Annotated in this window: 24 protein-coding genes, 1 tRNA gene and 1 other RNA gene; 13 read left to right on the top strand and 13 right to left on the bottom strand. The window is 61.9% G+C overall.

Annotated features, from left to right (window positions below):
• The first annotated feature begins 560 nt into the window (after positions 1–560).
• A complete protein-coding gene (locus ACE2AA_RS13170) occupies positions 561–1,241 on the top strand; it encodes a hypothetical protein (RefSeq protein ID WP_395370076.1) in 681 nt (226 codons plus the stop codon).
• A gap of 105 nt (positions 1,242–1,346) precedes the next feature.
• On the opposite strand, the gene ACE2AA_RS13165 is transcribed toward ACE2AA_RS13170, so the two are convergent.
• A protein-coding gene (locus ACE2AA_RS13165) for an IS5 family transposase (protein WP_395372138.1) occupies positions 1,347–2,098 on the bottom strand; the annotation gives its coding sequence in 2 pieces (ribosomal slippage) (positions 1,347–1,768 and positions 1,768–2,098; 753 coding nt in all).
• Positions 2,099–2,207: 109 nt separating this feature from the next.
• A complete protein-coding gene (locus tag ACE2AA_RS13160; protein ID WP_141261846.1) occupies positions 2,208–2,390 on the bottom strand; it encodes a hypothetical protein in 183 nt (60 codons plus the stop codon).
• Between the two features lie 95 nt (positions 2,391–2,485).
• Here ACE2AA_RS13160 and ACE2AA_RS13155 point away from each other — a divergent pair, with 95 nt between their 5' ends.
• Together ACE2AA_RS13155 and ACE2AA_RS13150 are read left to right on the top strand one after the other, a co-directional pair.
• Entirely contained in the window at positions 2,486–3,322 is an 837-nt protein-coding gene (locus tag ACE2AA_RS13155; RefSeq protein ID WP_395372211.1) for a DNA/RNA non-specific endonuclease, read from the top strand.
• 26 nt (positions 3,323–3,348) lie between these two features.
• On the top strand, positions 3,349–3,630 hold the full coding sequence (locus ACE2AA_RS13150; protein WP_141261844.1) for a hypothetical protein: 282 nt from the start codon (positions 3,349–3,351) through the stop codon (positions 3,628–3,630).
• 104 nt (positions 3,631–3,734) lie between these two features.
• On the opposite strand, the gene rpsI is transcribed toward ACE2AA_RS13150, so the two are convergent.
• Together rpsI and rplM are read right to left on the bottom strand one after the other, a co-directional pair.
• Positions 3,735–4,238, bottom strand: a complete 504-nt coding sequence (rpsI, locus tag ACE2AA_RS13145) for a 30S ribosomal protein S9 (protein WP_025439615.1) — start codon at positions 4,236–4,238, stop codon at positions 3,735–3,737.
• Between the two features lie 5 nt (positions 4,239–4,243).
• A complete protein-coding gene (gene rplM, locus ACE2AA_RS13140; protein WP_010510192.1) occupies positions 4,244–4,726 on the bottom strand; it encodes a 50S ribosomal protein L13 in 483 nt (160 codons plus the stop codon).
• A gap of 231 nt (positions 4,727–4,957) precedes the next feature.
• On the opposite strand from rplM, the gene ACE2AA_RS13135 reads away from it, so the two are divergent.
• Both ACE2AA_RS13135 and ACE2AA_RS13130 read left to right on the top strand, forming a co-directional pair.
• Positions 4,958–6,304: a hypothetical protein gene (locus ACE2AA_RS13135; protein WP_395370073.1), complete on the top strand. Its 1,347-nt coding sequence runs from the start codon at positions 4,958–4,960 to the stop codon at positions 6,302–6,304.
• On the top strand, positions 6,304–7,164 hold the full coding sequence (locus ACE2AA_RS13130; protein ID WP_395370071.1) for an SDR family oxidoreductase: 861 nt from the start codon (positions 6,304–6,306) through the stop codon (positions 7,162–7,164). The genes ACE2AA_RS13135 and ACE2AA_RS13130 overlap by 1 nt, the downstream gene beginning before the upstream one ends.
• Before the next feature lie 49 nt (positions 7,165–7,213).
• On the opposite strand, the gene ACE2AA_RS13125 is transcribed toward ACE2AA_RS13130, so the two are convergent.
• Positions 7,214–7,289, bottom strand: a tRNA-His gene (locus ACE2AA_RS13125).
• A 43-nt stretch (positions 7,290–7,332) separates the two neighbouring features.
• Positions 7,333–8,538 (bottom strand): aminotransferase, encoded by a 1,206-nt coding sequence (locus ACE2AA_RS13120; protein ID WP_395372210.1) that lies wholly within the window; start codon positions 8,536–8,538, stop codon positions 7,333–7,335.
• Between the two features lie 155 nt (positions 8,539–8,693).
• Between ACE2AA_RS13120 and ACE2AA_RS13115 the strand changes: the two genes are divergently transcribed.
• From ACE2AA_RS13115 to ACE2AA_RS13090, 6 genes are all read left to right on the top strand, one after another.
• Positions 8,694–9,032, top strand: coding sequence for a P-II family nitrogen regulator (locus ACE2AA_RS13115; RefSeq protein WP_010510184.1), 339 nt, complete (start codon positions 8,694–8,696; stop codon positions 9,030–9,032).
• A 122-nt stretch (positions 9,033–9,154) separates the two neighbouring features.
• Positions 9,155–10,615 (top strand): type I glutamate--ammonia ligase, encoded by a 1,461-nt coding sequence (glnA, locus tag ACE2AA_RS13110; protein WP_110556571.1) that lies wholly within the window; start codon positions 9,155–9,157, stop codon positions 10,613–10,615.
• 221 nt (positions 10,616–10,836) lie between these two features.
• Positions 10,837–11,880, top strand: coding sequence for an NAD(P)H-quinone oxidoreductase (locus ACE2AA_RS13105; protein WP_395370069.1), 1,044 nt, complete (start codon positions 10,837–10,839; stop codon positions 11,878–11,880).
• An 11-nt stretch (positions 11,881–11,891) separates the two neighbouring features.
• Complete coding sequence (locus ACE2AA_RS13100) at positions 11,892–12,683, top strand: alpha/beta fold hydrolase (RefSeq protein WP_141261841.1); 792 nt, start codon at positions 11,892–11,894, stop codon at positions 12,681–12,683.
• 129 nt (positions 12,684–12,812) lie between these two features.
• Positions 12,813–13,973 (top strand): energy transducer TonB, encoded by a 1,161-nt coding sequence (locus tag ACE2AA_RS13095; RefSeq protein ID WP_141261840.1) that lies wholly within the window; start codon positions 12,813–12,815, stop codon positions 13,971–13,973.
• Between the two features lie 28 nt (positions 13,974–14,001).
• Entirely contained in the window at positions 14,002–15,456 is a 1,455-nt protein-coding gene (locus ACE2AA_RS13090) for an AMP nucleosidase (protein ID WP_395370067.1), read from the top strand.
• Positions 15,457–15,698: 242 nt separating this feature from the next.
• Here the strand turns inward: ACE2AA_RS13090 and ACE2AA_RS13085 are convergent, their stop codons facing one another.
• The 6 genes from ACE2AA_RS13085 to ACE2AA_RS13060 all read right to left on the bottom strand — a co-directional run bounded on the left by ACE2AA_RS13085 (position 15,699) and on the right by ACE2AA_RS13060 (position 18,130).
• Positions 15,699–16,514 carry a YmdB family metallophosphoesterase gene (locus ACE2AA_RS13085; RefSeq protein ID WP_395370066.1) on the bottom strand — a complete coding sequence of 272 codons (816 nt, stop codon included), beginning with the start codon at positions 16,512–16,514 and terminating at the stop codon, positions 15,699–15,701.
• A 14-nt stretch (positions 16,515–16,528) separates the two neighbouring features.
• The gene (locus tag ACE2AA_RS13080) at positions 16,529–17,140 is read right to left on the bottom strand and encodes a 5-formyltetrahydrofolate cyclo-ligase (RefSeq protein ID WP_395370065.1); all 612 of its coding nucleotides are present in this window, start codon (positions 17,138–17,140) and stop codon (positions 16,529–16,531) included.
• Positions 17,141–17,149: 9 nt separating this feature from the next.
• Positions 17,150–17,308, bottom strand: a non-coding RNA gene (gene ssrS, locus ACE2AA_RS13075) — 6S RNA.
• A gap of 9 nt (positions 17,309–17,317) precedes the next feature.
• Positions 17,318–17,659: a cell division protein ZapA gene (locus ACE2AA_RS13070; protein ID WP_141301927.1), complete on the bottom strand. Its 342-nt coding sequence runs from the start codon at positions 17,657–17,659 to the stop codon at positions 17,318–17,320.
• A gap of 5 nt (positions 17,660–17,664) precedes the next feature.
• Positions 17,665–17,928 carry a hypothetical protein gene (locus tag ACE2AA_RS13065; protein WP_141261835.1) on the bottom strand — a complete coding sequence of 88 codons (264 nt, stop codon included), beginning with the start codon at positions 17,926–17,928 and terminating at the stop codon, positions 17,665–17,667.
• On the bottom strand, positions 17,915–18,130 hold the full coding sequence (locus ACE2AA_RS13060; protein ID WP_395370064.1) for a hypothetical protein: 216 nt from the start codon (positions 18,128–18,130) through the stop codon (positions 17,915–17,917). The genes ACE2AA_RS13065 and ACE2AA_RS13060 overlap by 14 nt, the downstream gene beginning before the upstream one ends.
• On the opposite strand from ACE2AA_RS13060, the gene ACE2AA_RS13055 reads away from it, so the two are divergent.
• Positions 18,129–18,452 carry a hypothetical protein gene (locus tag ACE2AA_RS13055; protein WP_395370063.1) on the top strand — a complete coding sequence of 108 codons (324 nt, stop codon included), beginning with the start codon at positions 18,129–18,131 and terminating at the stop codon, positions 18,450–18,452. The genes ACE2AA_RS13060 and ACE2AA_RS13055 overlap by 2 nt on opposite strands.
• Complete coding sequence (gene thiE / locus ACE2AA_RS13050) at positions 18,445–19,080, top strand: thiamine phosphate synthase (RefSeq protein WP_141261834.1); 636 nt, start codon at positions 18,445–18,447, stop codon at positions 19,078–19,080. Before ACE2AA_RS13055 ends, thiE begins: the two co-directional genes overlap by 8 nt.
• Before the next feature lie 93 nt (positions 19,081–19,173).
• Here thiE and epmA read toward each other — a convergent pair whose 3' ends face one another.
• On the bottom strand, positions 19,174–20,193 hold the full coding sequence (gene epmA, locus ACE2AA_RS13045; RefSeq protein WP_395370061.1) for an EF-P lysine aminoacylase EpmA: 1,020 nt from the start codon (positions 20,191–20,193) through the stop codon (positions 19,174–19,176).
• Positions 20,194–20,232 lie beyond the last annotated feature (39 nt).

The following is a 20,232-nucleotide window of genomic DNA, read 5'->3' as shown; positions in this document are numbered from 1 at the left end:
ACCCGCCGCAAACGCGGCAGGGCACCGGAAGTTTCATCATCACACACCCAAAAATCCTTTGGCCACAAACGGTTGCCAGCCATGGTCTGCAGTATGCGACAGGTTCCCCGCCAGACGATGGCAATGGGACTGTGGAGCACGAAAAAGACGATTATTGTGGCATTTCCATGACTGCAGCAATATGGACATACAGATATTAAAACAATACATGCAGAACATGGCATACCTGGAAATAATTCCATACCAAAATGCAATAAAATGAAAAACCACATGAAAACAAGTCATTGATAAATAAAAGTCTTTTTGTGTCGCCTCTTTTCGGAAAGGCCGCGCTTCCTGAAATTTTTTGAAAAAGTTTCAGGAGAAACTGTCCCGTTAACCTGCACAATGGCTCAAAGGCAGACCCTGACATGCCATACGACAGGTCTTGCCCAATATGGGAAAGACCGCCCATATTGGGCAGGTCTGACATGCCCGTACCCTTCGTGACAGCAGGGGGCAAAAGCTGTTTTCTGCCCCCCCGACCATCATCAAGACCTTACACAGACCGGTGCCAACCCTTGCCTAGCCTGACACGTCCGACCTTTCCCGCACGTCCCATCCCGCCACGGCGGGTCATGCATGCCGCAGCCCTGGCCGTGGGCCTGATCCTTCCGGGTGGCATGGATGCCACTGCGCATGCCGCATCACTCACCTATCCCGCGCCCATCATGGGAACGGAAACCACCGCGCATGCATGGGGTATTGAAACCCGCTTTGCACAGACCACGCCATGTGTGGTCGAAATGACCATAAACCAGACCACTTTCATGGCCCACATGCCCGAAATGATTCAGGCCGGACTGTTCAATACGCAGGTAACACCCACCCTGCAGCGGCAGGCGCCGCATTATCTCATGAACACATTGCAGATGGATGTAACGCCCGGCTTCGTCCATACGCTGTTTACCCAGCGTGGCGCGCCCGCGCGCTGCCATTTCGCATGGTCCTACATTGCCCCGAACGGGACGCCCCATCCCATGGTGAACTTTGACGTCACCCGTCAGACCCATGACCGCATCGACTGGGCGCACCTGCGTTTTGGCGACATGATGACGATGGCGCAGAATCCGGTGGTGGACCGGCAATTCGATGCCCAGGTCAATCAGGAAACGATAGATGTGACCATTGCCCTGTCCAGAAGCGGTATTTCAGCCGACCTGCCGCTTCCCACCACAACGGCAGGAACGCATTCTCCTTAAGAGATATAAAAACTTACCTGATAAATAAAAATAAAAGTTTTTTGGGTACCGCCCTTTTTTCAAAAAGGCGGCATTCTTTTGAAGCTTTTTGGGGCCTGTTGGGAATTATCTTGAATTAATGATTGCGCCAACGAGATAGATCATGGCTTCGAATGATCTGTCTGTTTTTTCGCTGCGCATGGCGATGCGCTTGAACTCCTTGAGCTTGCAGAAGAAGTTCTCAATGAGATGGCGTGCTTTGAACAGGGCCCCATCGAACGGGCGTCTGTCGAGGCGGTTTTTGCGCTGGGGGATGGCCACGCAGGCCCCTTGCGCGCGTATGGCGTCCACGATCCAGTGGACATCGAAAGCCTTGTCAGCAAGAATTCCTTTAAAATCAGCTGGTTCGAGAAGAGGCGCAACGCCGACCGTATCGTAATGCTGGCCGGGGATAAGCGTGAAGCGGACCAGATTACCCAAGGCGTCGGTCATGGCGATGATCTTCGTTGACCACCCCGTTACACTCCGCCCTATCGCCTGGCTTCGGGTCCCCCTTTTGCGCCTTGGCCGTGGCGGTGAACCCGGACCACCGTACCGTCAATCATCGCGTATTCCATATCGGCATCGTCAGAGACAGCGTCAAAAAGCCGTTTGAAAACACCGGCTTTCATCCAGTCACTGTAGCGCGAATAAACCGAGTTCCAATGTCCGAAATACGTCGGCAGGTCCCGCCACGGACTACCGGTCCGGGCGATCCACAGGACCGCCTCGATGAAGAGGCGGTTATCCTTCCCGCTGCGTCCCTGATCCGTCTTCTTGCCAAGGCACAGCGGTTCCATTTTCGCCCATTGGGCATCCGTCAGTATGAAGCGATCCATATGGTCTTTGAAACACATCATGGCCCTTTAGAAAACTCAATTCCCAACAGCCCCTGAAAAAAGCTTCACCAAACACTTCTTTATACTATGCAGGTTTTTCCCCTGCTCCTTAACGGCCATGTCCGGCAAGCTGCACGACAAGGTCGATCAGCGCCGCCGCCAGCAGCATGACCGTCACCACGCGCAGGCCAATGCGCAACATGCGCTCACGCCGCGTGGGGGGTAATTCCTGACGATGCAGGATAAAGGAATCCTGCTGGCCGGGATTTCCCAAATCAGGTGGCTCGGCCATTGCCCTGTCCCATCGGATGTTTCATGGATAGGCCCCGTTTTACCAGAACAGATGGATAACGCCAGACCGTGCCCCGCCATTGCCCTGCCTTTCGCATGACACGGTATGTCCTGTCCCTTCTCCTTCTGGTCGGACCTGTAGCCCTGTACCCGTCCCATGGGGCACACGCCGAAGGGTGCGCGGAACTGGGGGCGGAACAGCAATTGCCAGTGCTGGACAACACAAAGCTGTCGTCCCGGACGCAACTGCTGTGCAATGCCCGATATGCTGTACTGTATTCCGGCCTGGCGCATGAACCGCTGTGGTCAGCGGAGCATCTTGATACCGCCATGGTCCGCGCAGCCATATCCACCCCGCGCCGGGGAGAATTCCGTCCCGATACGCGCATTGCGCCGGACGCACGGTCGGAACTGGAGGATTATGTCAGATCCGGCTTTGACCGCGGACACATGACCCCATCGGGTGACATGCCGGACGAACAGACACAGGAAGAAACCTTCCTCCTGTCCAACATCGTGCCGCAACACGCCGTGCTGAACCGGGGCAAATGGGCAGAAATCGAATCGGGCGTGCGCAGGATGGCCCTGCGTGAAGGGGAACTGTATGTGGTGACTGGCCCCGCCTTCCATGCCCGCACCCTATCGGCCATCGGGACGAACCACGTGCTGGTGCCAACTTCGACATGGAAAGCCATATACGACCCCCGTCGTGCACAGACAGGGGTTTACGTATGCCATAATGTCGCGCGCGCGCCCGGCTGCAGCCATGTCAGCGTGGCGGAACTGACCCATATTACCGGGATAGATCCCTTTCCCGCCCTGCCCGCACGCATGAAGCAGACCTGCATGACGCTGCCCTTTGGCACGACACACAGACGCACGACCACCCATCGCCGCCGCCGCACCCGACAGAGCTATTATCGCTGGTGGTAGACCCCTTTTCCGAAGGAGACACGATCATGACCACCCATTGCCCGACATCGCAGGCCGACACAGCCCTTGTCCCCTTTGCTGATAACAGCGTCAGCCGCACCATCGGGGGCATGACGGTGGAAAACGGCACCGACAGCATCGCCTTTTACGGCCAGACGGACCTGAGCCGTGACAGGGCCGGACTGGAACGCGCACGCGCGCTGCTGGCCTTCATGCAGCAGGTTGTGGAAACGCTGGAAGCGCAGAAGAACCTGCCGGACGCCCTGCCACCGCGCAAACCGGCCAAGGTTGCCAATCCCTTTGCCTGATAACGCGCGGATCCCGCCCGCCTGATGCACAACGGGGCCGGCCCATTGCTGGACCGGCCCCGTTGAAAAACCCGTATCCCGTGGCATGCCACGGGAAAGCAGGATCAGCGCTTGCTGAACTGGAAGGAACGACGTGCCTTGGCGCGACCGTACTTCTTACGTTCAACAACACGCGAATCGCGCGTCAGGAAGCCAGCGGCCTTCAGGATGCTGCGCAGCGCGGGTTCGTAATGGGTCAGCGCGCGGCTGATGCCATGGCGGACCGCACCAGCCTGACCGGACAGACCGCCACCGACAACGGTGCAGTACACGTCAAACTGGTTGTAGCGATCAGCAACCAGGAACGGCTGGGTGATCAGCATGCGCAGCACGGGACGTGCGAAATAGGTGCCAACCGGACGGCCATTGACGATGATGTCGCCCTTGCCCGGCTTGATCCACACGCGGGCCACTGCGTCCTTACGACGGCCCGTGGCATAGGAACGGCCCTGCGCATCGCGCTTGGCTTCGTAAACGGGCGCGGCTTCCTGCGAAGAGGTTACCTGGCCGGACGCAACGGCTTCCTTGAGGTCAGCCAGCGTGCCTGTACGTTCTTGGGTTTCAGACATGTTGTTCAGCCCCCGACCTTCTGGGTGTTCACGGCGTTCTTGCGGTTCATTGACGCAACGTCGAGAACCTGCGGCTTCTGCCCTTCGTGCGGATGTTCGCTACCGGCATAGACATACAGGTGCTTCATCTGCGCGCGCTGCAGCGGGCCACGGGTGATCATGCGCTCGACGGCCTTGCGCACGACATCGCCGGGGTTCTTGCCGGTCAGGCGCTGGGTGATCGTGCGTTCCTTGATCCCGCCGGGGTAACCGGTGTGATAATGGAACAGCTTCTGGTCCACCTTGTTGCCGGTCAGGCGGACCTTCTCGGCGTTGATGACGACAATGTTGTCGCCACAGTCAACATGCGGGGTGAACTGGGGCTTGTGCTTGCCGCGCAGGCGCTGGGCGATGATGGTCGCCAGGCGACCCAGGACGAGGCCTTCGGCGTCGATCAGGGTCCAGCCACGCGTCACCTCTGCGGGTTTCAGCGAAAGTGTGGTCTTCATGGATTCAGTGTTCCGTCCAGTAATGTAGCGGTAACAGGTGGCGCGTTATCATCCGTACGCGGTGCGAACGTCAAGCACATAATCCCGTACAGACGGCATTTTTCCGGTAAAAAAACGTGTGTGGTATCATGATACCGCACATCTTTCCGCAGCTCTCTGCCCGCGGGTGATTGCCCAAGGGGGCTGGAATGCGATAGCACTCGGTTCAAGGTCATTACGGATACCAGGCTCGTGAAGAAACTCTATCCCGCCATTCCCCTGCTTATACTTGTGCTGCTGGTTGGCAGCTGGGGGGTGCATCACTTTGCCCAACGCAGGCTGGAGGCCGGCATCGCCGACTTCAGGGCTTCCATCGGGCCTGACGCCACGTTCAGCTACGCCACGGCGCGGCCGCGTACGCTGGCGCGGGGCGCGCATTTTACCGCTGTCACCTACCACAACCCCGCCATGACGCTGATCGCGGCGGATGTGCGGCTGGGGGGGCTGACCGGTAATAACGTGCAGGGCGAAAAGATCGGCAGCCTGGTGCTGCGCAACGTGAAGGTCATGACCACCGCCAACACCATATCGCTGGACCAGGTGGAACTGAGCAACCTTGTCCTGCCCAATACCGCGCGGGTCGCGGGGGACATGGCCCGCCCGCTGGGTTTCGATTCCCTCGTGCTGGACAAGGGGGCGTTCACCAACCTGCATGTAGCGATTCCCGCCAGCCAGACGGACGTGACCATCGGACGCATGACCATCAGCCAGTACGGGATGGGCCGTTCGTCGCATCTGGACCTTGACCGGCTGGCGACACAGATCAACCTGACGCCCACCCGCCGCATTGCCATCGAACATATCGTGGTGGACGGGCCGGATTTCGCTGGCGAGGTGGCAAGCCTGATCCAGTCAGGCCACCTTGTCCATGAACGCCATCCGCAGACCATGGACCTGAAGAAGGTGGAAATCGACAGCACCCACCCCATGCTGCAGATCGACCATGTCACCACGTCGCGTTTTTCCACCGAAACCGAAGACAAGATGGACACGAAGCTGGACCACCTGACCCTGTGGTCCACCGGCACGGACAACCCGTCCATCCTCAACGCCTTCGGCTATGACCATTTCAGCGGCAACATCCACGCCGACAGCACCAGCGACCGCAGTGCGGGCCGCGTGCATCTGGAACCGCTGACCATCGAAGCCCCGGACATGGGCAACCTGACCATGGTGGCCGAACTGGACCAGATCCCGTTTGACGACATGGCCATCATTCCCGAAACCGCCCGCATCGTCTCCGCCGCCATGACGTGGGATGACCTGTCGCTGGCCAGCCACGTGGTGGCGGGGCTGGCCAAAAGCCGTGATATGGATGTGGATGCCTACCGGCAGAATCTGCTGACCTCGCTCGGTACATCCGATGACGCCTCGATGCGGGCCATGGGCCGCTTCCTTCAGTCACCGCAGGACCACCCGCTGCAGATCGCCCTGCGTCCGATGAAGCCGGTCAACCTGATGATGCTGGGCGTTGCCCTGTCCATGGCGGGAGATCCGTCGGTTGCAGCCCCGCTGGGCCTGACCATCTCCACACCCTGATGACCGATTCCGGGCCGGTGCATGTCATTGGCGCGACCGGCCGGTCGGGACTGGCGCTGTGCCATGCTCTGACGGCGCGTGGACAGACGATCATTCCCGTAGTGCGCAGCCTGTCCCGGTGGCAGGCAACGGGCATTGCCTGTCCCGCCCGCGTCGCTGACCTGCAGGGGAATGCTGACCGCCTGCATGCCGCACTGGCGGATGCCACGTCCATCGTACTGACAGCCCATGCCCGCCACCTGCCCGCCGTGCTGGCGGCGGCCCCGCCACAGGCCCGGATCGTAGCACTGGGCAGCACCCGTATCTTTACCCGCTGGCCCGACGCGCATGGCCGTGGCGTGATGGGAGGCGCACGGGCCTTTGCCCGGTCTGGCCGCGATGGCGTGCTGCTGCACCCCACCATGATCTATGGCGCAACGGGCGAAGACAATGTGCAGCGCCTGGCCGCCCTCATGCGCTGCCTGCCCATCCTGCCGCTGCCCGGCGGCGGAAGGTCACGCATCCAGCCCATATGGCAGGGTGATGTGACACGCGCCATCCTTGCGGCCGTGGACCACCCATGGGATGGGCCACACAGCATGGTCATTGCGGGCGGGGATCAGGTCACCTATCGCGATTTCACGCGCCATGTCGCCCTTGCGGCAGGGTTGCGCCCACGACCTGTCGCGCCAGTGCCCGGATGGCTGCTGGTGGCGACGGCGCGAATCCACCTGTCCGGTCTCCCGCATATTGCGCCAGCGGAGGTGCGGCGACTGATGGAAGACAAGATTTTCGACATTACGCCCATGCGCATGCAACTGGGGCTTACCCCCACGCCACTAACAGTTGGGCTGGAACGCACATTCGTCCGGCGCGGTTAAGGAAACCTGCTGCCAGATGCCATATTCATTATTGTCTGGAAAGAAGAGTTGGGGCGAACGACGGGGATTGAACCCGCGACAACCGGTACCACAAACCGGCGCTCTACCAACTGAGCTACGTCCGCCACAACTGCGCAGTCATTTAGAAAATTCGTGCGCGTACGTCAACTACCCTTTTTGGATTTCCACAATATTTCCCGCGCACAGCCGTTCACGCACGGATTGCAGCCGCTTTACGGCGCCCGCGATCACTTCCGCCTTCTTGCAGAATGCGAAGCGGACATAGCGGGCGGGAATATCCACCCCCCTGGCATCATAGAAAGCCGAGACCGGAATAGCGGCAACGCCCACATGGCGGATCATCTGTTCACAGAACGCGACATCATCACCCGCAAAGCCAAGCGGCGCGATATCGGCAATCAGGAAATAGCTGCCATCCGACGGCAGCACTGACAGGCCTGCGCGCGCAAGTCCGTCTGCCAGACTGTCACGCGCACCGCGCATGCCCTCCGCCAGCTGGTGGAAATAGGCGGTATCCTTGTCCAGCCCCATGGCCACCGCACGCTGCAGATTGGGAGCGACGGTAAAGGTCAGCAGCTGGTGCGCCTTCATCACAAGATCCGCCAGCGCGGCGGGGGCGGTGACGTAACCGACCTTCCACCCCGTCATGGAAAAGCTCTTGCCCGCGCTGCCAATGCGGATCGTGCGCTCCCGCATGCCCGGCAACATCATAAGCGGCAGATGCCCGATCGTGCCGAAGGTCAGGTGTTCATACACCTCGTCACACACCGCGTAGACATCGTGGCGCGCGACAAGACCCGCGATGAATTCCAGTTCGTCGCGCGTGAACACCTTACCGGTCGGATTCATGGGCGTATTCAGCAGGATCGCCTTGGTGCGCGGACCAAAGGCTGCCGCCAGTTCCGCCCGCGGCAGGTCCCAGTGCGGCGGCGTCAGCCGTACCTTGCGCACGACCGCGCCCAGCATTTCCAGAACGGGCATGTAGGTGTCGTATAACGGCTCGAACACCACCACTTCATCGCCCCGGTTGACCAGCGCCATAAGGGAGGCGGTAATCGCCTCTGTCGCGCCACAGGTCACCACCACCTCGCGCGCGGGATCGACCTCGATTCCATAAAAGCGCGCATTGGACCGCGCCACGGCGCCCCGCAGTTCCGGCAGGCCGGCAAGGGGGGGATACTGGTTGCGCCCGTCACGCAGGGCGCTGGCCGCGGCATCCACCATGTCAGCCGGGCCTTCGGTATCAGGAAAGCCCTGACCAAGGTTGATGGCGTCATGTTTCACCGCCAGCGCAGAGATGACTGAAAAAATGGTGGTCGGCAGCCCCGAAAGCAGCGAGTTGGCGGGTTTCATCGTATCATCCTGTCCCGGCGCGCGTGTGGCGACGCGCGCGCGTGTTTTTTGCCTTATCATCCGATTGCCTGAAATCCAAAGCCATGCAACCCTGCCTGCGCCAGACAGACGGCACGCGGACCTTACGCCACGAGACGGAAGACAGACACAGCAGCATGAAAAAGATCGAGGCCATCATCAAGCCCTTCAAACTCGACGAGGTGAAGGAGGCCCTGCATGAAATCGGTCTGATGGGAATCACCGTCACGGAGGCCAAGGGCTTCGGGCGGCAGAAAGGCCATACGGAACTGTACCGTGGCGCGGAATACATCATCGACTTCCTGCCCAAGGTAAAGCTGGAAATCGTGTGTCCCGACGACATGACCGAACGCGCGATAGAAGCCATCATGGCGGCGGCCCGCACGGGACGCATCGGCGATGGCAAGATATTTGTCACCCCCGTAACGGATGTCATCCGTATCCGTACAGGTGAACGCGGCGCCGATGCGGTCTGATATCCGGAACGTAAACATGGGTCCCATGGCAGCACGCCTATCGACAGCAGCCTTCCGTTTCCGTAACCATAGCCGCCGCGCCGCATGGAACGGCACACCAAAGTCAGGACAGGTAAATTAACATGGCAAAAAAAGCACAGGCCCCGGCCGCGGCCTCCACGCCGTCACATTCCGCCAAGGCCATTGCGAAGGTCTTTGAGATCATCAAGGAAAACGCGGTCGAAATGGTTGACCTGCGTTTCACCGATCCGCGTGGCAAGTGGCACCACACCACGCAGTACGTCACCACGATCGAGGAAGACACCTTCCGCGAAGGCTTCATGTTTGACGGTTCGTCCATCGCAGGATGGAAGGCCATCAACGAAAGCGACATGATCCTGCTGCCTGACCCGACCACCGCGGTTATGGACCCGTTCTCCGCCAAGCCGCAGCTGATCCTGATCTGTGACATTGTCGAGCCGTCCACCGGGCAGTTCTACAACCGCGATCCCCGCGCGACCGCCAAGCTGGCAGAACAGTACCTGCAGTCCACCGGCCTGGGCGACACTGCCTTCTTCGGCCCCGAAGCCGAATTCTTCATTTTTGACAGCGTGCGCTTCGGCACCGGCCCGAACTTCGGCATCTACGAGCTGGAAAGCATCGAGGGCCCCGGCGCCTCGCTGAAGGACTACCCCGAAGGCAACATGGGCCACCGCCCCGGTGTCAAGGGTGGTTACTTCCCCGTAGCCCCGGTTGACAGCGAAGGCGACCTGCGCGCCGAAATGCTGACCACCATGGGCGAGATGGGCCTGCCCATCGAAAAGCACCACCACGAAGTCGCACAGTCGCAGCATGAACTGGGCACCAAGTTCGACACGCTGGTCCGCTCCGCCGACTTCATGCAGATCTACAAGTACTGCGTGCACAACGTCGCCCATTCCTATGGCAAGACGGCGACCTTCATGCCGAAGCCGATCTATGGCGACAACGGTTCGGGCATGCATGTCCACCAGTCCATCTGGCGCGACGGCAAGCCCACATTTGGTGGCAACGGCTATGCCGACCTGTCGGATGAGGCGCTGTACTACATCGGCGGCATCATCAAGCACGCCAAGGCGCTGAACGCCTTCACCAACCCGTCCACCAATTCCTACAAGCGCCTGATCCCCGGATTCGAAGCCCCCGTGCTGCTGGCATACTCGGCCCGCAACCGCTCCGCTTCGTGCCGTATCCCGTACGCGACCAGCCCGAAGGCGAAGCGCGTCGAGGTCCGTTTCCCCGATCCGACCGCGAACCCCTACCTTGCCTTCGCCGCCATGCTGATGGCCGGCCTCGACGGGATCAAGAACAAGATCCACCCGGGTGATGCGATGGACAAGGATCTGTATGACCTGCCGCCGGAAGAGCTGAAGCAGATCCCGACGGTTGCAGGTTCCCTGCGTGAAGCCCTGACAGCACTGGAATCCGATTACGAATTCCTGCTGGCCGGTGGCGTGTTCACCAAGGACCAGATCGAAAGCTACTGTGCCGTGAAGTGGGAAGAAGTCTACAAGTTCGAACACACGCCGCACCCCGCTGAATTCGAAATGTACTACTCCGTCTGATAACGGCTTCCCCACAGGAAAGCCTGTCAGGCAAAAGCGCCGGAACCGATATGGTTCCGGCGCTTTTTTCATGTCTGCATCATGACCACGCGCAGCGATGGGCAACCGGGATGGAATGCACACGTTTGCTCGATTCCCGGTCATGCACACTGGTCCTGCGCGCCATATCGCCTACACCTTGAGGCCTGCATGCCGCACGTACACGCCTCACGAGGACAGACATGACCCAAGCCATACCCGACACCATGCAGGCCATTACATTCAGCCAGCCCGGCGGTCCCGATGCCCTGTGCATTTCCACCCTGCCTGTGCCCCGGCCCACAGGGGGCGAGGTACTGGTCCGCGTCATGGCGGCGGGCATCAACCGGCCCGATATCATGCAGCGTCAGGGATTGTATCCCCCACCGCCGGGGGCCAGCCCCCTGCTGGGGCTGGAAGTAGCGGGCGAAGTCGTGGCGACCGGACCGGACGTGCCCGCAGGCGCCTTCCCCGCCATCGGCGCGCGGGTATGCGCTCTGGTCAATGGCGGGGGCTATGCCCAGTACTGCGCCGTGCCCGTGGGCCAGTGCCTGCCATGGCCCGCAGGCTTTGACGCCATCCATGCGGCTGCCCTGCCCGAGACCTTTTTCACCGTCTGGTCCAACCTGTTCATGACTGCCGACCTGAAACCGGGGGAAAGCGTGCTGGTGCATGGGGGCACCAGCGGCATCGGTACCACCACCATCCAGCTGGTCCGCGCCATGGGGGGCACGGTCTACGCCACGGCGGGCACGGACGACAAATGCACACTGTGCGCCGCCCTAGGCGCCACCGCCGCCATCAACTACCGGACCGAAACCTTTCCTGATCGCATAAAGGAACTGACGGACGGTCGGGGCGTGGACGTCATACTGGACATGATCGGAGGGGCATATATGGATGGCAACCTGCGGTCGCTGGCGATGGCGGGACGACTGGTCATCATCGCCCTGCAGGACGGGGCAAAGGCCGATGGCGTCAGCCTGGCGCGCATCATGACCCGCAGGCTGGTGGTGACCGGCACCACGCTGCGCCCGCGTGACGCTACCTACAAAGCGACCATCGCCCGCCAGTTGGAAGAACGGGTGTGGCCACTGCTCGCACAGCGGGCCATCCGCCCCATCATCCATGCCACCTTCCCCTTTGCGCGGGTTGCCGATGCCCATAAACTCATGGAAAACGGAACACACATGGGCAAGATCATGCTGGACCTGCAGCACCTGCCTGCGGACACGACAGGACGATAGGGACACAGCCGGTGCTACTGAACGTCATTGAGCGCGGACCAGAAGACATTACCCCCGACACGGCCGGACGTCCCCCTGTTGTCCTGCTTCATGGCCTGTTCGGACGCGCGCGCAACCTTGGCTTCTTCCAGCGTCGGCTTGCCACCACCCGCCGCACGCTGGCCATCGACCTGCGCAACCATGGCGACAGCCCGCACGGGCTTATGGATTACTACACCATGGCCGCCGACCTGCTGGAAACGCTGGCCCACCACAATGCGCTGCCCGCGACCCTGGTGGGCCATTCCATGGGCGGCAAGGTTGCGATGACGCTGGCGCTGACCCGGCCGGGCATGGTGCACAGTCTGCTGGTGGCCGACATCCCGCCCGCGCGCACCGGGCATGGTCAGTTCGCGCTGGGTGAGCAGATGCTGCGGGTGCCGTTCCCGCCCTTCCTCAACCGCGCGGGGGCGGACAGGCTGCTGCAGCACTACATTCCCAACACGGATGTCCGCGCACTGATGCTGCAGAACATCCGGGTGGGGGAAAATCCGGGCTGGAGCATCGGCCTGCGTGAAATCGTGGAATCGCTGCCCAATGTGGAAAACTGGCCCTATATCCCCGAAGGCTATACCTATCCCGGTCCCACGCTATTCCTGGCAGGGGGGAATTCCCCCTATATCCGCCCGGAGCATTATGGCATCATGCGCCGGCTGTTTCCGTGTTACCGGCTGGAACTGATCGAACAGGCCGGGCACTGGCTGCATGTCGAAAACCCTGAAAGATTTGCGGAACTGCTGGAAAATTTTACTGAACGTTACTGAACCGCCTTCCGTTACACATCCGGTCCTTGACAGACCCCCCATCCGCGTCGGTTATGCTGGCGATATAACAGGGCAGGCAGGTGCGCGGCCCCGGCAACAGACCAACATGGCGGAGACCCGTAGCCTTTCATGACGGTGACACTCAGTCCCTCCTCCCGGCGGCGCAATGCCGTGGAGCCCGTACTGATCCCACGCCGCACGCAGCCCGGCGCCAGTCTGCCGCCCGATACGGCAGGGGACCAGTACCGGCCACCCGACCGCGAACGGCTGCTGGCGGGCGTGGCCGTGCCGCAGCCACCGGGATACCGCAAGCTGCGCCCCACCATGTCGGGCCTGATCCGTCCGGATACGGAAGAAACCCCCGGTCCCGGCCGGGCCATCGCCATATCGGGGCTGCTGCACGCAGCCCTTCTGGCGACCATCCTGATTGAATCCGCCCATCACAGCCAGCACGGCTCCCCCAACGCCACGCAGTCGGAGCCGCAGGTGGAAATGGTCTTTTCGCCCCCGACATCCAGCGGGATGCAGGGGCAGTCTTCACCCGATATGGCGGGCGGCCAGAACGCGCCCAGGCAGCAGCAGGACCAGCCCGAACCCAGCGCACAGGAAAAGACCCCCAATCCGCAGCAGAGCGACGAGGATTCCTCCCCTTCGCCCAACATACCCACACCGGAAGTTCCCGCCGCCCCGCCGCTGAGTGACGCGCCATCCGACCTGTCGGTACCGCAGTCCGAACGGCAGGACACATTCAATCCGTCCATGCAGAGTTCGGGCCACGGCAACCACCCCGCACAGCAGTCGCACAGCCATTCCTCCGCCACGGATTACAGGGCGCTGGAACATCCCCGTAACTGGTCGCTGTCGCAATCACCGCTGCCACGCCGCAACCAGCGTGGCCGTGCAGGCGGCACGGGCAGCCCGATCGACCTGTCGCTTGGCCCGCTGGTCAAGAACGGGCAGGTCAACGCCCCCTATTCCACCAATACGCAGATCAAGGGGGTCAGCGATGATTATGGCAGCGAACTCGACCGCTGGATCCGCAGCCACATGTACTACCCCGAGGAAGCCGCCCGCGCGGGTGAGGAAGGCCCGTCCTCGGTGCATGTGGAACTGGACCGCGATGGCCATGTCACCAAGGTGCGCCTGACAGGGCAGTCAGGGTCGTACTACCTTGACGCAGCGACCGTGGGCATGTTCCGCAACGCGCAGCTACCGCCCGTGCCGCCGGACATGCAGGGGGATACCTTCCCCATTGACCTGACCATCAACTACATCCTGATCCGCCGCTAGGCGCGTCAGGCAGACGGAGAGACCCGCCATGGATACAGCAGACCTCCTGCAGCAGGTCGGACGTGACTTCCAGCCGTTTGATACGGCTGACGCCGCCGTGGCCCGCATTACCGAACTGTATGACCATGCGGGCGAACTGGTCCGCCACGCCTTCACCACCCGCGACACCACGGGCCTTGCGGATGCGGTCTATCCCTACCTTGCCTTCATGCCGCAGGCCGCCCTGCCAGCCGATGGCCCCCGCCCCCCCTTTGACGTAGTGCTGGAGCCGGGATTTTACGGCACCACCCTGACCCGGCCCGCGCTGTTTGCCGATTACTGGCGCGAACAGATCGAAAGCCTGCTGCGCCATTACAGGACACCGGTCATGGTCGGGCTGTCGAACCAGCCGATCCCGCTGCCCTATGTGACGGAAGAAGCGGTCACGTCGCTGACCGAATCCGACCTTGCATGGATCCAGTCGCATTTCGCGCTGCCGGACCTGCATGTCACCGATGATTCGATCGCCAACTGCGATTACATCCCCCGCCCCGGCGTACCCCGGCCGCTGGCGCTGTTTACGGCGGCGCGCACCGATTACTCGCTGGCGCGGCTACACCATTACACCGGCACCGCCCCACGCCATTTCCAGCGCTTCATCCTGCTGACCAATTACCAGCGTTACGTGGATGCATTCCGCGAATACGGCCATGCGCAGGTGGATGCGGGATCGGAATACACCACCTTTGTCGAACCAGGCGAAATCATCCATACCCGCGACACCCCGCATACGGCCACCCATGCGGGTCAGAGCCTGCCGCAGATGCCCGCCTACCACCTGTGCCGCCCCGATGGGGATGGCATCACGCTGATCAATATTGGCGTCGGCCCCGCCAACGCCAAGACCATTACCGACCACCTTGCGGTGCTGCGCCCGCACTGCTGGCTGATGGTGGGCCACTGCGCGGGACTGCGGCGCAGCCAGAAGCTGGGGGACTACGTGCTGGCGCATGGCTACCTGCGAGATGACCATGTGCTGGATGACGACCTGCCGCCATGGGTGCCCGTGCCCCCCATTGCCGAAGTGCAGGTGGCGCTGCAGGACGTGACCGCGCGCGTGACCGGCCTGCACGATGCCGAAGTCAAGACACGCCTGCGCACCGGCACGGTCATGACGACGGACAACCGCAACTGGGAATTGCGGCTTGGCGCGCTGTTCACCCGCATCAACACATCCCGTGCCATTGCGGTGGACATGGAATCGGCCACGATCGCAGCCAACGGGTTCCGTTTCCGCGTACCCTATGGCACGCTTCTGTGCGTATCGGACAAGCCGCTGCATGGGGAACTGAAGCTGCGCGGCATGGCCAATGCCTTCTACCGTGAACGCGTACGCCAGCATCTGGTGGTGGGGATCGAAACCATGCAGCAGTTGCGCGCGCAGGGCGTGGACCGCCTGCATTCGCGCAAGCTGCGCGGGTTTGACGAACCGGCGTTCCGGTAACCGACGACAGGGACAGGACAGGGCTGCTGCCACACCCTGTCCGAGGCGCACGTTTCCTCAGGGCACTGCCCTGAAACCCGGCAAAGGTCACCTGCCTTTGCAAACCTCTTTTTTGGGATCTGCTTCACAAGGCAGTCCGCAGGAAGTTTCTGGTGAAGCTTTTTTAAAAAGTTTCAGAAAAATGCTGCCTTTTTGAAAAAGGCAGCCCCAAAAAACTTTTATTCCCATCAGTGATGTATACGTTAAAAATCTGGCAGTGTCGGCGCCAGATGACCACCCTGCCTGATCGGAGCCATGCGACGGGCAAGGCCGGTGGCATCATCAGTTTCAACCATCATGCCCGCGATGCTGGCGTCCCCTTCGGCGGGTTGCAGACGGTCACCAGGCATCTTGCGCACGAAACGGGCGATGGCCGCGTCCTTGCCCATACCGATCACGCTATCATAATCGCCACACATGCCCGCATCGGTCTGGAACGCGGTGCCACCCGACAGAATCCGGTGGTCTGCCGTGGGCGTGTGTGTGTGGGTGCCGATGACCAGCGAGACCCGGCCATCAAGGAAATGACCCATGGCCCATTTCTCACTCGTGGCTTCGGCATGAACATCCACTACGGCGGCATGCATGGTCACACCCAGACGATGGCGCGACAGGATATCGGTAACGGAGCGGAACGGGTCATCCATCGCATCCATGAACTGGCGGCCCATGACGCTGACAACCAGCGCCTTGCGGCCATCCACCAGTTCCACCATCACGCTACCCTGCCCCGGCGTGCCGGGCGGGTAGTTGGCAGGACGGATGATGCGGGGTTCGCTGTCAATATGGCCAATCAGGTCACGACGGTCCCAGCTATGGTTACCCAGCGTGATGACATCGGCCCCCGCTTCAAGCAGGTCACGCCCGATGGCGGGCGACAGGCCAAAACCATGGCTGGCGTTTTCCCCGTTTACCACCACAAGGTCGAGTGCAAGATCGCGCCGCAGGGTGGGCAGGCGGGAAATAACGGCCTCGCGCCCCACGCGCCCGACAATGTCACCCAGAAACAGTATTCTCAAGAAAACAGCCTTTGTTACCGTGTACGCCCGTCGCCACGACACCGGATCCATTCGCGTTCGGTCACGATCGCGGGCAATGCCACATCATACAGGCCGGTCGGAATACATGTCACTTCCTGAAAGGACAGGCCGAACCCCACCGTCCGCGCACGCGGCAGGCGTGCGAGCGTGCGGTCGTAATATCCCCCGCCATATCCCAGCCGCATGCCACGCCGGTCAAACGCCAGCAGCGGCACGCACACCACATCAGGCTGCATGGGAGGACCATCAGGATGAAAGGTGCCATAGCGTCCGGACTGCATGGGACAGTCGGGCTGCCAGCGGCGAAAGACCAGAGGGTGCCCGCGTGGCGGCGTTTCCGGCAGGGCGATGCACAGCCCGTCCGCATGCAGGACCTGCATGACCGGGCGCAGGTCGCTTTCCCCCGGCAGGGGCCAGACCAGGGCGATACAGTCCCCTGCCCCGGCCATGCCACGCAGGCCACGCACCATACGGTGACACAGGGCTTCTTCCGCACCGGCGCGGGTGGGGCTGGTTGCGAAAGCCTGCCGGTGGTGCGCCATCTGGTGGCGCAGGGCCTGTTTGGCACGCACGACAGGCCACGATTCGGGATCAAGAGAGGTCATGAAAACATATACGGAGCCGCCATGGCCGTTGGTCGGATCAGCCCTCCCGGACCTGCTGACGCAGGTGGGCGCCAGGTAACGTGACCACGGTCACGACAGTGCCAGCTCCCTAGGAAGTGCTTATCGGCCCAGGGGTTGAATCATGCCTGACGCACCCGGCAGCCCCGCCCCTGCAATCTAGTCTTCTTCCATCGCGGCTGCAATGTTTTCCGCATGTTCAGCCAGATGCGCCAGCTGATCGCGGCGGCGTTCGTTCTCGATCCGCGCCTGACGGCCCTCCGCCAGTTGATGGGCGGTATCGGAAGACATCTTTTCCGCCGTAAGGTCATGGATTTCATCAGCCATCAGCAGGGCGGCAAGGGCCAGCAGGCGGCCTTCACCACTATGGCCACCCAGTTCGCGGATGCGGTCGATACGCCGTTCCACTTCCTGCGCCATGGCCTGCAGGTGCTTTTCCTGTCCTTCCTTGCAGCCCACGGCATAGGAAAAGCCGTTGATGCGCACGGTCACCTGACTCATGGCCGTTATTCCTTCCCGCTGTCAGCTTCGTCTTCGCCCAGCACGTCACGCACGCGGGCGATCAGGACATCGATATTGGCCGCCAGCGCCTGCACGTCCACCTCTGGCCCGGATGGGCGGGCGATGGACGCCAGTTCCGCGCGCCGGTCAAGGGCGAAGGCAATACGGTTCAGGGCGAGTTCAAGACGATCCACCGGGTCCTGCCCGGTCTCCGAGGAGGAAGGGGCGACTTCCTGCCCCGGTGGCATGATAATATCAGACACGTTCATCCTTTCCCTCGTTCCTCCCCTTGAACTGATCGCGCGGTGCGGTTTCAACGTCAAGCATGATCGACAAACATGACCATTCTATGCGCCCTGCCCCCTGCGTCACCATTTCCTGCGCGCATGACCTGGGACTGGTCATGGCCATGGCCGCATCGTTACGCGTGAACTGCACCGTGGTTTCCCCTCCAGGTGCCGGATGCGTCATGGGGGTACCATGGTGGGTGGCGCTGGTGACGGACTGCCCGCTGCCCGCCCTGCTGGATTGCGGGCAGGCGGCGGGCCATGCCGCAGCAGCCCTGCGCGCGGGACTGGGTGGCGTCATCGCGCATGTACCTGCGGCACAGCACCGTGCCCTGGTGTCACTGGCACAGGTTACGGGCGGCCACATCATGGCGCAACGCCCCGCATCGCTGGACCTGCCCCTGCGCGGCGCCGGGCATGTTCTGGAGCAGTACCTGCGGGCACATGCCATGCCGGGGGCTGTTCGCCATCACGATGGTGGCATAGGATCAATCCGACATGACTGATTGCCAGCTTTACCTCATCACCCCCGAATCGCTTGATCCGGCGGCGTTCGCCCCCCGTCTGGCCGAGGCGCTGGACGCAGGCCCGGTTGCGGCCGTGCAACTGCGCCTGAAAAACGTGGATGATGACACGATCCGCCGTGCGGTGGACGTTCTGCAGCCCGTGGCCCATGCGCGTGACGTGGCCTTCATCATGAATGACCGGCCCGACCTTGCCGTCGCCTGCGGGTGTGACGGGGCGCATGTGGGCATGGACGATACGGATGTGGACACGGCCCGGCGCATACTGGGTGACGGACTGCAACTGGGCGTTTCGTGCTACGACAGCCGCGACATGGCCCTGCGCGCGGGTGAGGCCGGAGCCGATTACGTGGCGTTTGGTGCGTTTTTCCCCTCCCCTTCCAAGGAAACCGAAATCCGCGCCGATCCCGCCCTGCTGACATGGTGGAGCAGCATGATCGAACTGCCCGTCGTGGCCATCGGCGGCATCAATCCCGATAACTGCGCGACACTGGTGCGTGCGGGGGCTGATTTCCTGTCGGTCATCAGCGCGGTCTGGTCCCACCCCGATGGGCCGGGTGCGGGAGTACGCGCCATGAACGCGGCAATCTCGGCGGCGGAAACCATTTAAAAAATAACAGAAGTTTTTGGGTGCCGCCTTTTTCTAAAAAGCAGCGTTCTTCGAAGCTTTCTGACAAAAGCTTCACCAAAAACTTCTTGTTCTTCAGCCTTCCCCCATCCACTGCACATCACTGATCCGCCCGGTGCCTGCCGCCAGCATCACCAGCCGGTCAAGACCAAGGGCGATCCCCGCGCATGGCGGAAGCTGGTCGAGTGCAGACAGGAAGGCTTCATCCACCGGCCAGTCCAGACCGGCTTCATCGGGATAAAGCGCCAGCCGCCGCGCACGGTCGGCCTCGAAACGCTGGCGCTGTTCGGTGCTGTCGGTCAGTTCCTCGAACGCATTCGCCAGTTCGATCCCGCCCGCATACAGTTCAAAACGCAGCGCCACGCGCGGATCCGCCGGGTCACGGCGCGCAAGGGCCGCCTGACTTGCCGGCCAGTGGGTCAGGAAGGTAGGGCGCGTACGGCCGATATGCGGCTCGATCCGCGCCATCATCAGGCGAAAGAACAGGTCTTCCCATGTCTCGCCCTGCCGCAGGTCGCAGCCTGCCGCACGGGCAAGGGATACGGCATCCCCCTCGTTCGCCAGAATGTCCACACCGGCGTAGCGATGGAATGCATCCGCAACACGCAGCCGTTCAAAGGGGGCATTGATACTGATTTCATCGCCGCCAGCCCTCACAACGGGCGGCAGGACGCCACGAAGCAGGGTTTCCGTTTCGTCCATCAAGGCAGCAAGCGTGGCGCCGGGGCGATACCATTCCAGCATGGTGAATTCATGCGCATGCAGCCTGCTGCCTTCCGCATTCCGCCACACGCGGGCCAGCTGGTATACCGGCAGGCCGGTAGCCGCCACGATCCGCTTCATGGCGAATTCCGGGCTGGTGTGCAGCCATAGCGGCTGGCGGGTACCATCCGCACCCGCGCGTTCGGTGCGGAACACCTTCAGGTGGACTTCCTCACCCGGAGTCGGCACGGCATAGGGGGTTTCCACCTCCACATACCCACGCGCGTCAAAAAACGCCCGGACGCCACGCAGCACGAGGTTACGCCGCAGCAGGAACGGCAACCGGTCGGCAATACGGGCGGAATCGGGATGGGGAGCGATAGAATCGGGCATGGGCGGGATCTCCGGTTGCAGCGGACAGGCGGGCGCAGT

Origin of the sequence: Komagataeibacter diospyri (genome assembly GCF_043995075.1) — a bacterium.
GTDB classification, from domain to species: Bacteria; Pseudomonadota; Alphaproteobacteria; order Acetobacterales; family Acetobacteraceae; genus Komagataeibacter; species Komagataeibacter diospyri.
The sequence above is the reverse complement of the archived record's forward strand: the minus strand, read 5'-3'. Positions and strand labels throughout refer to the sequence as shown.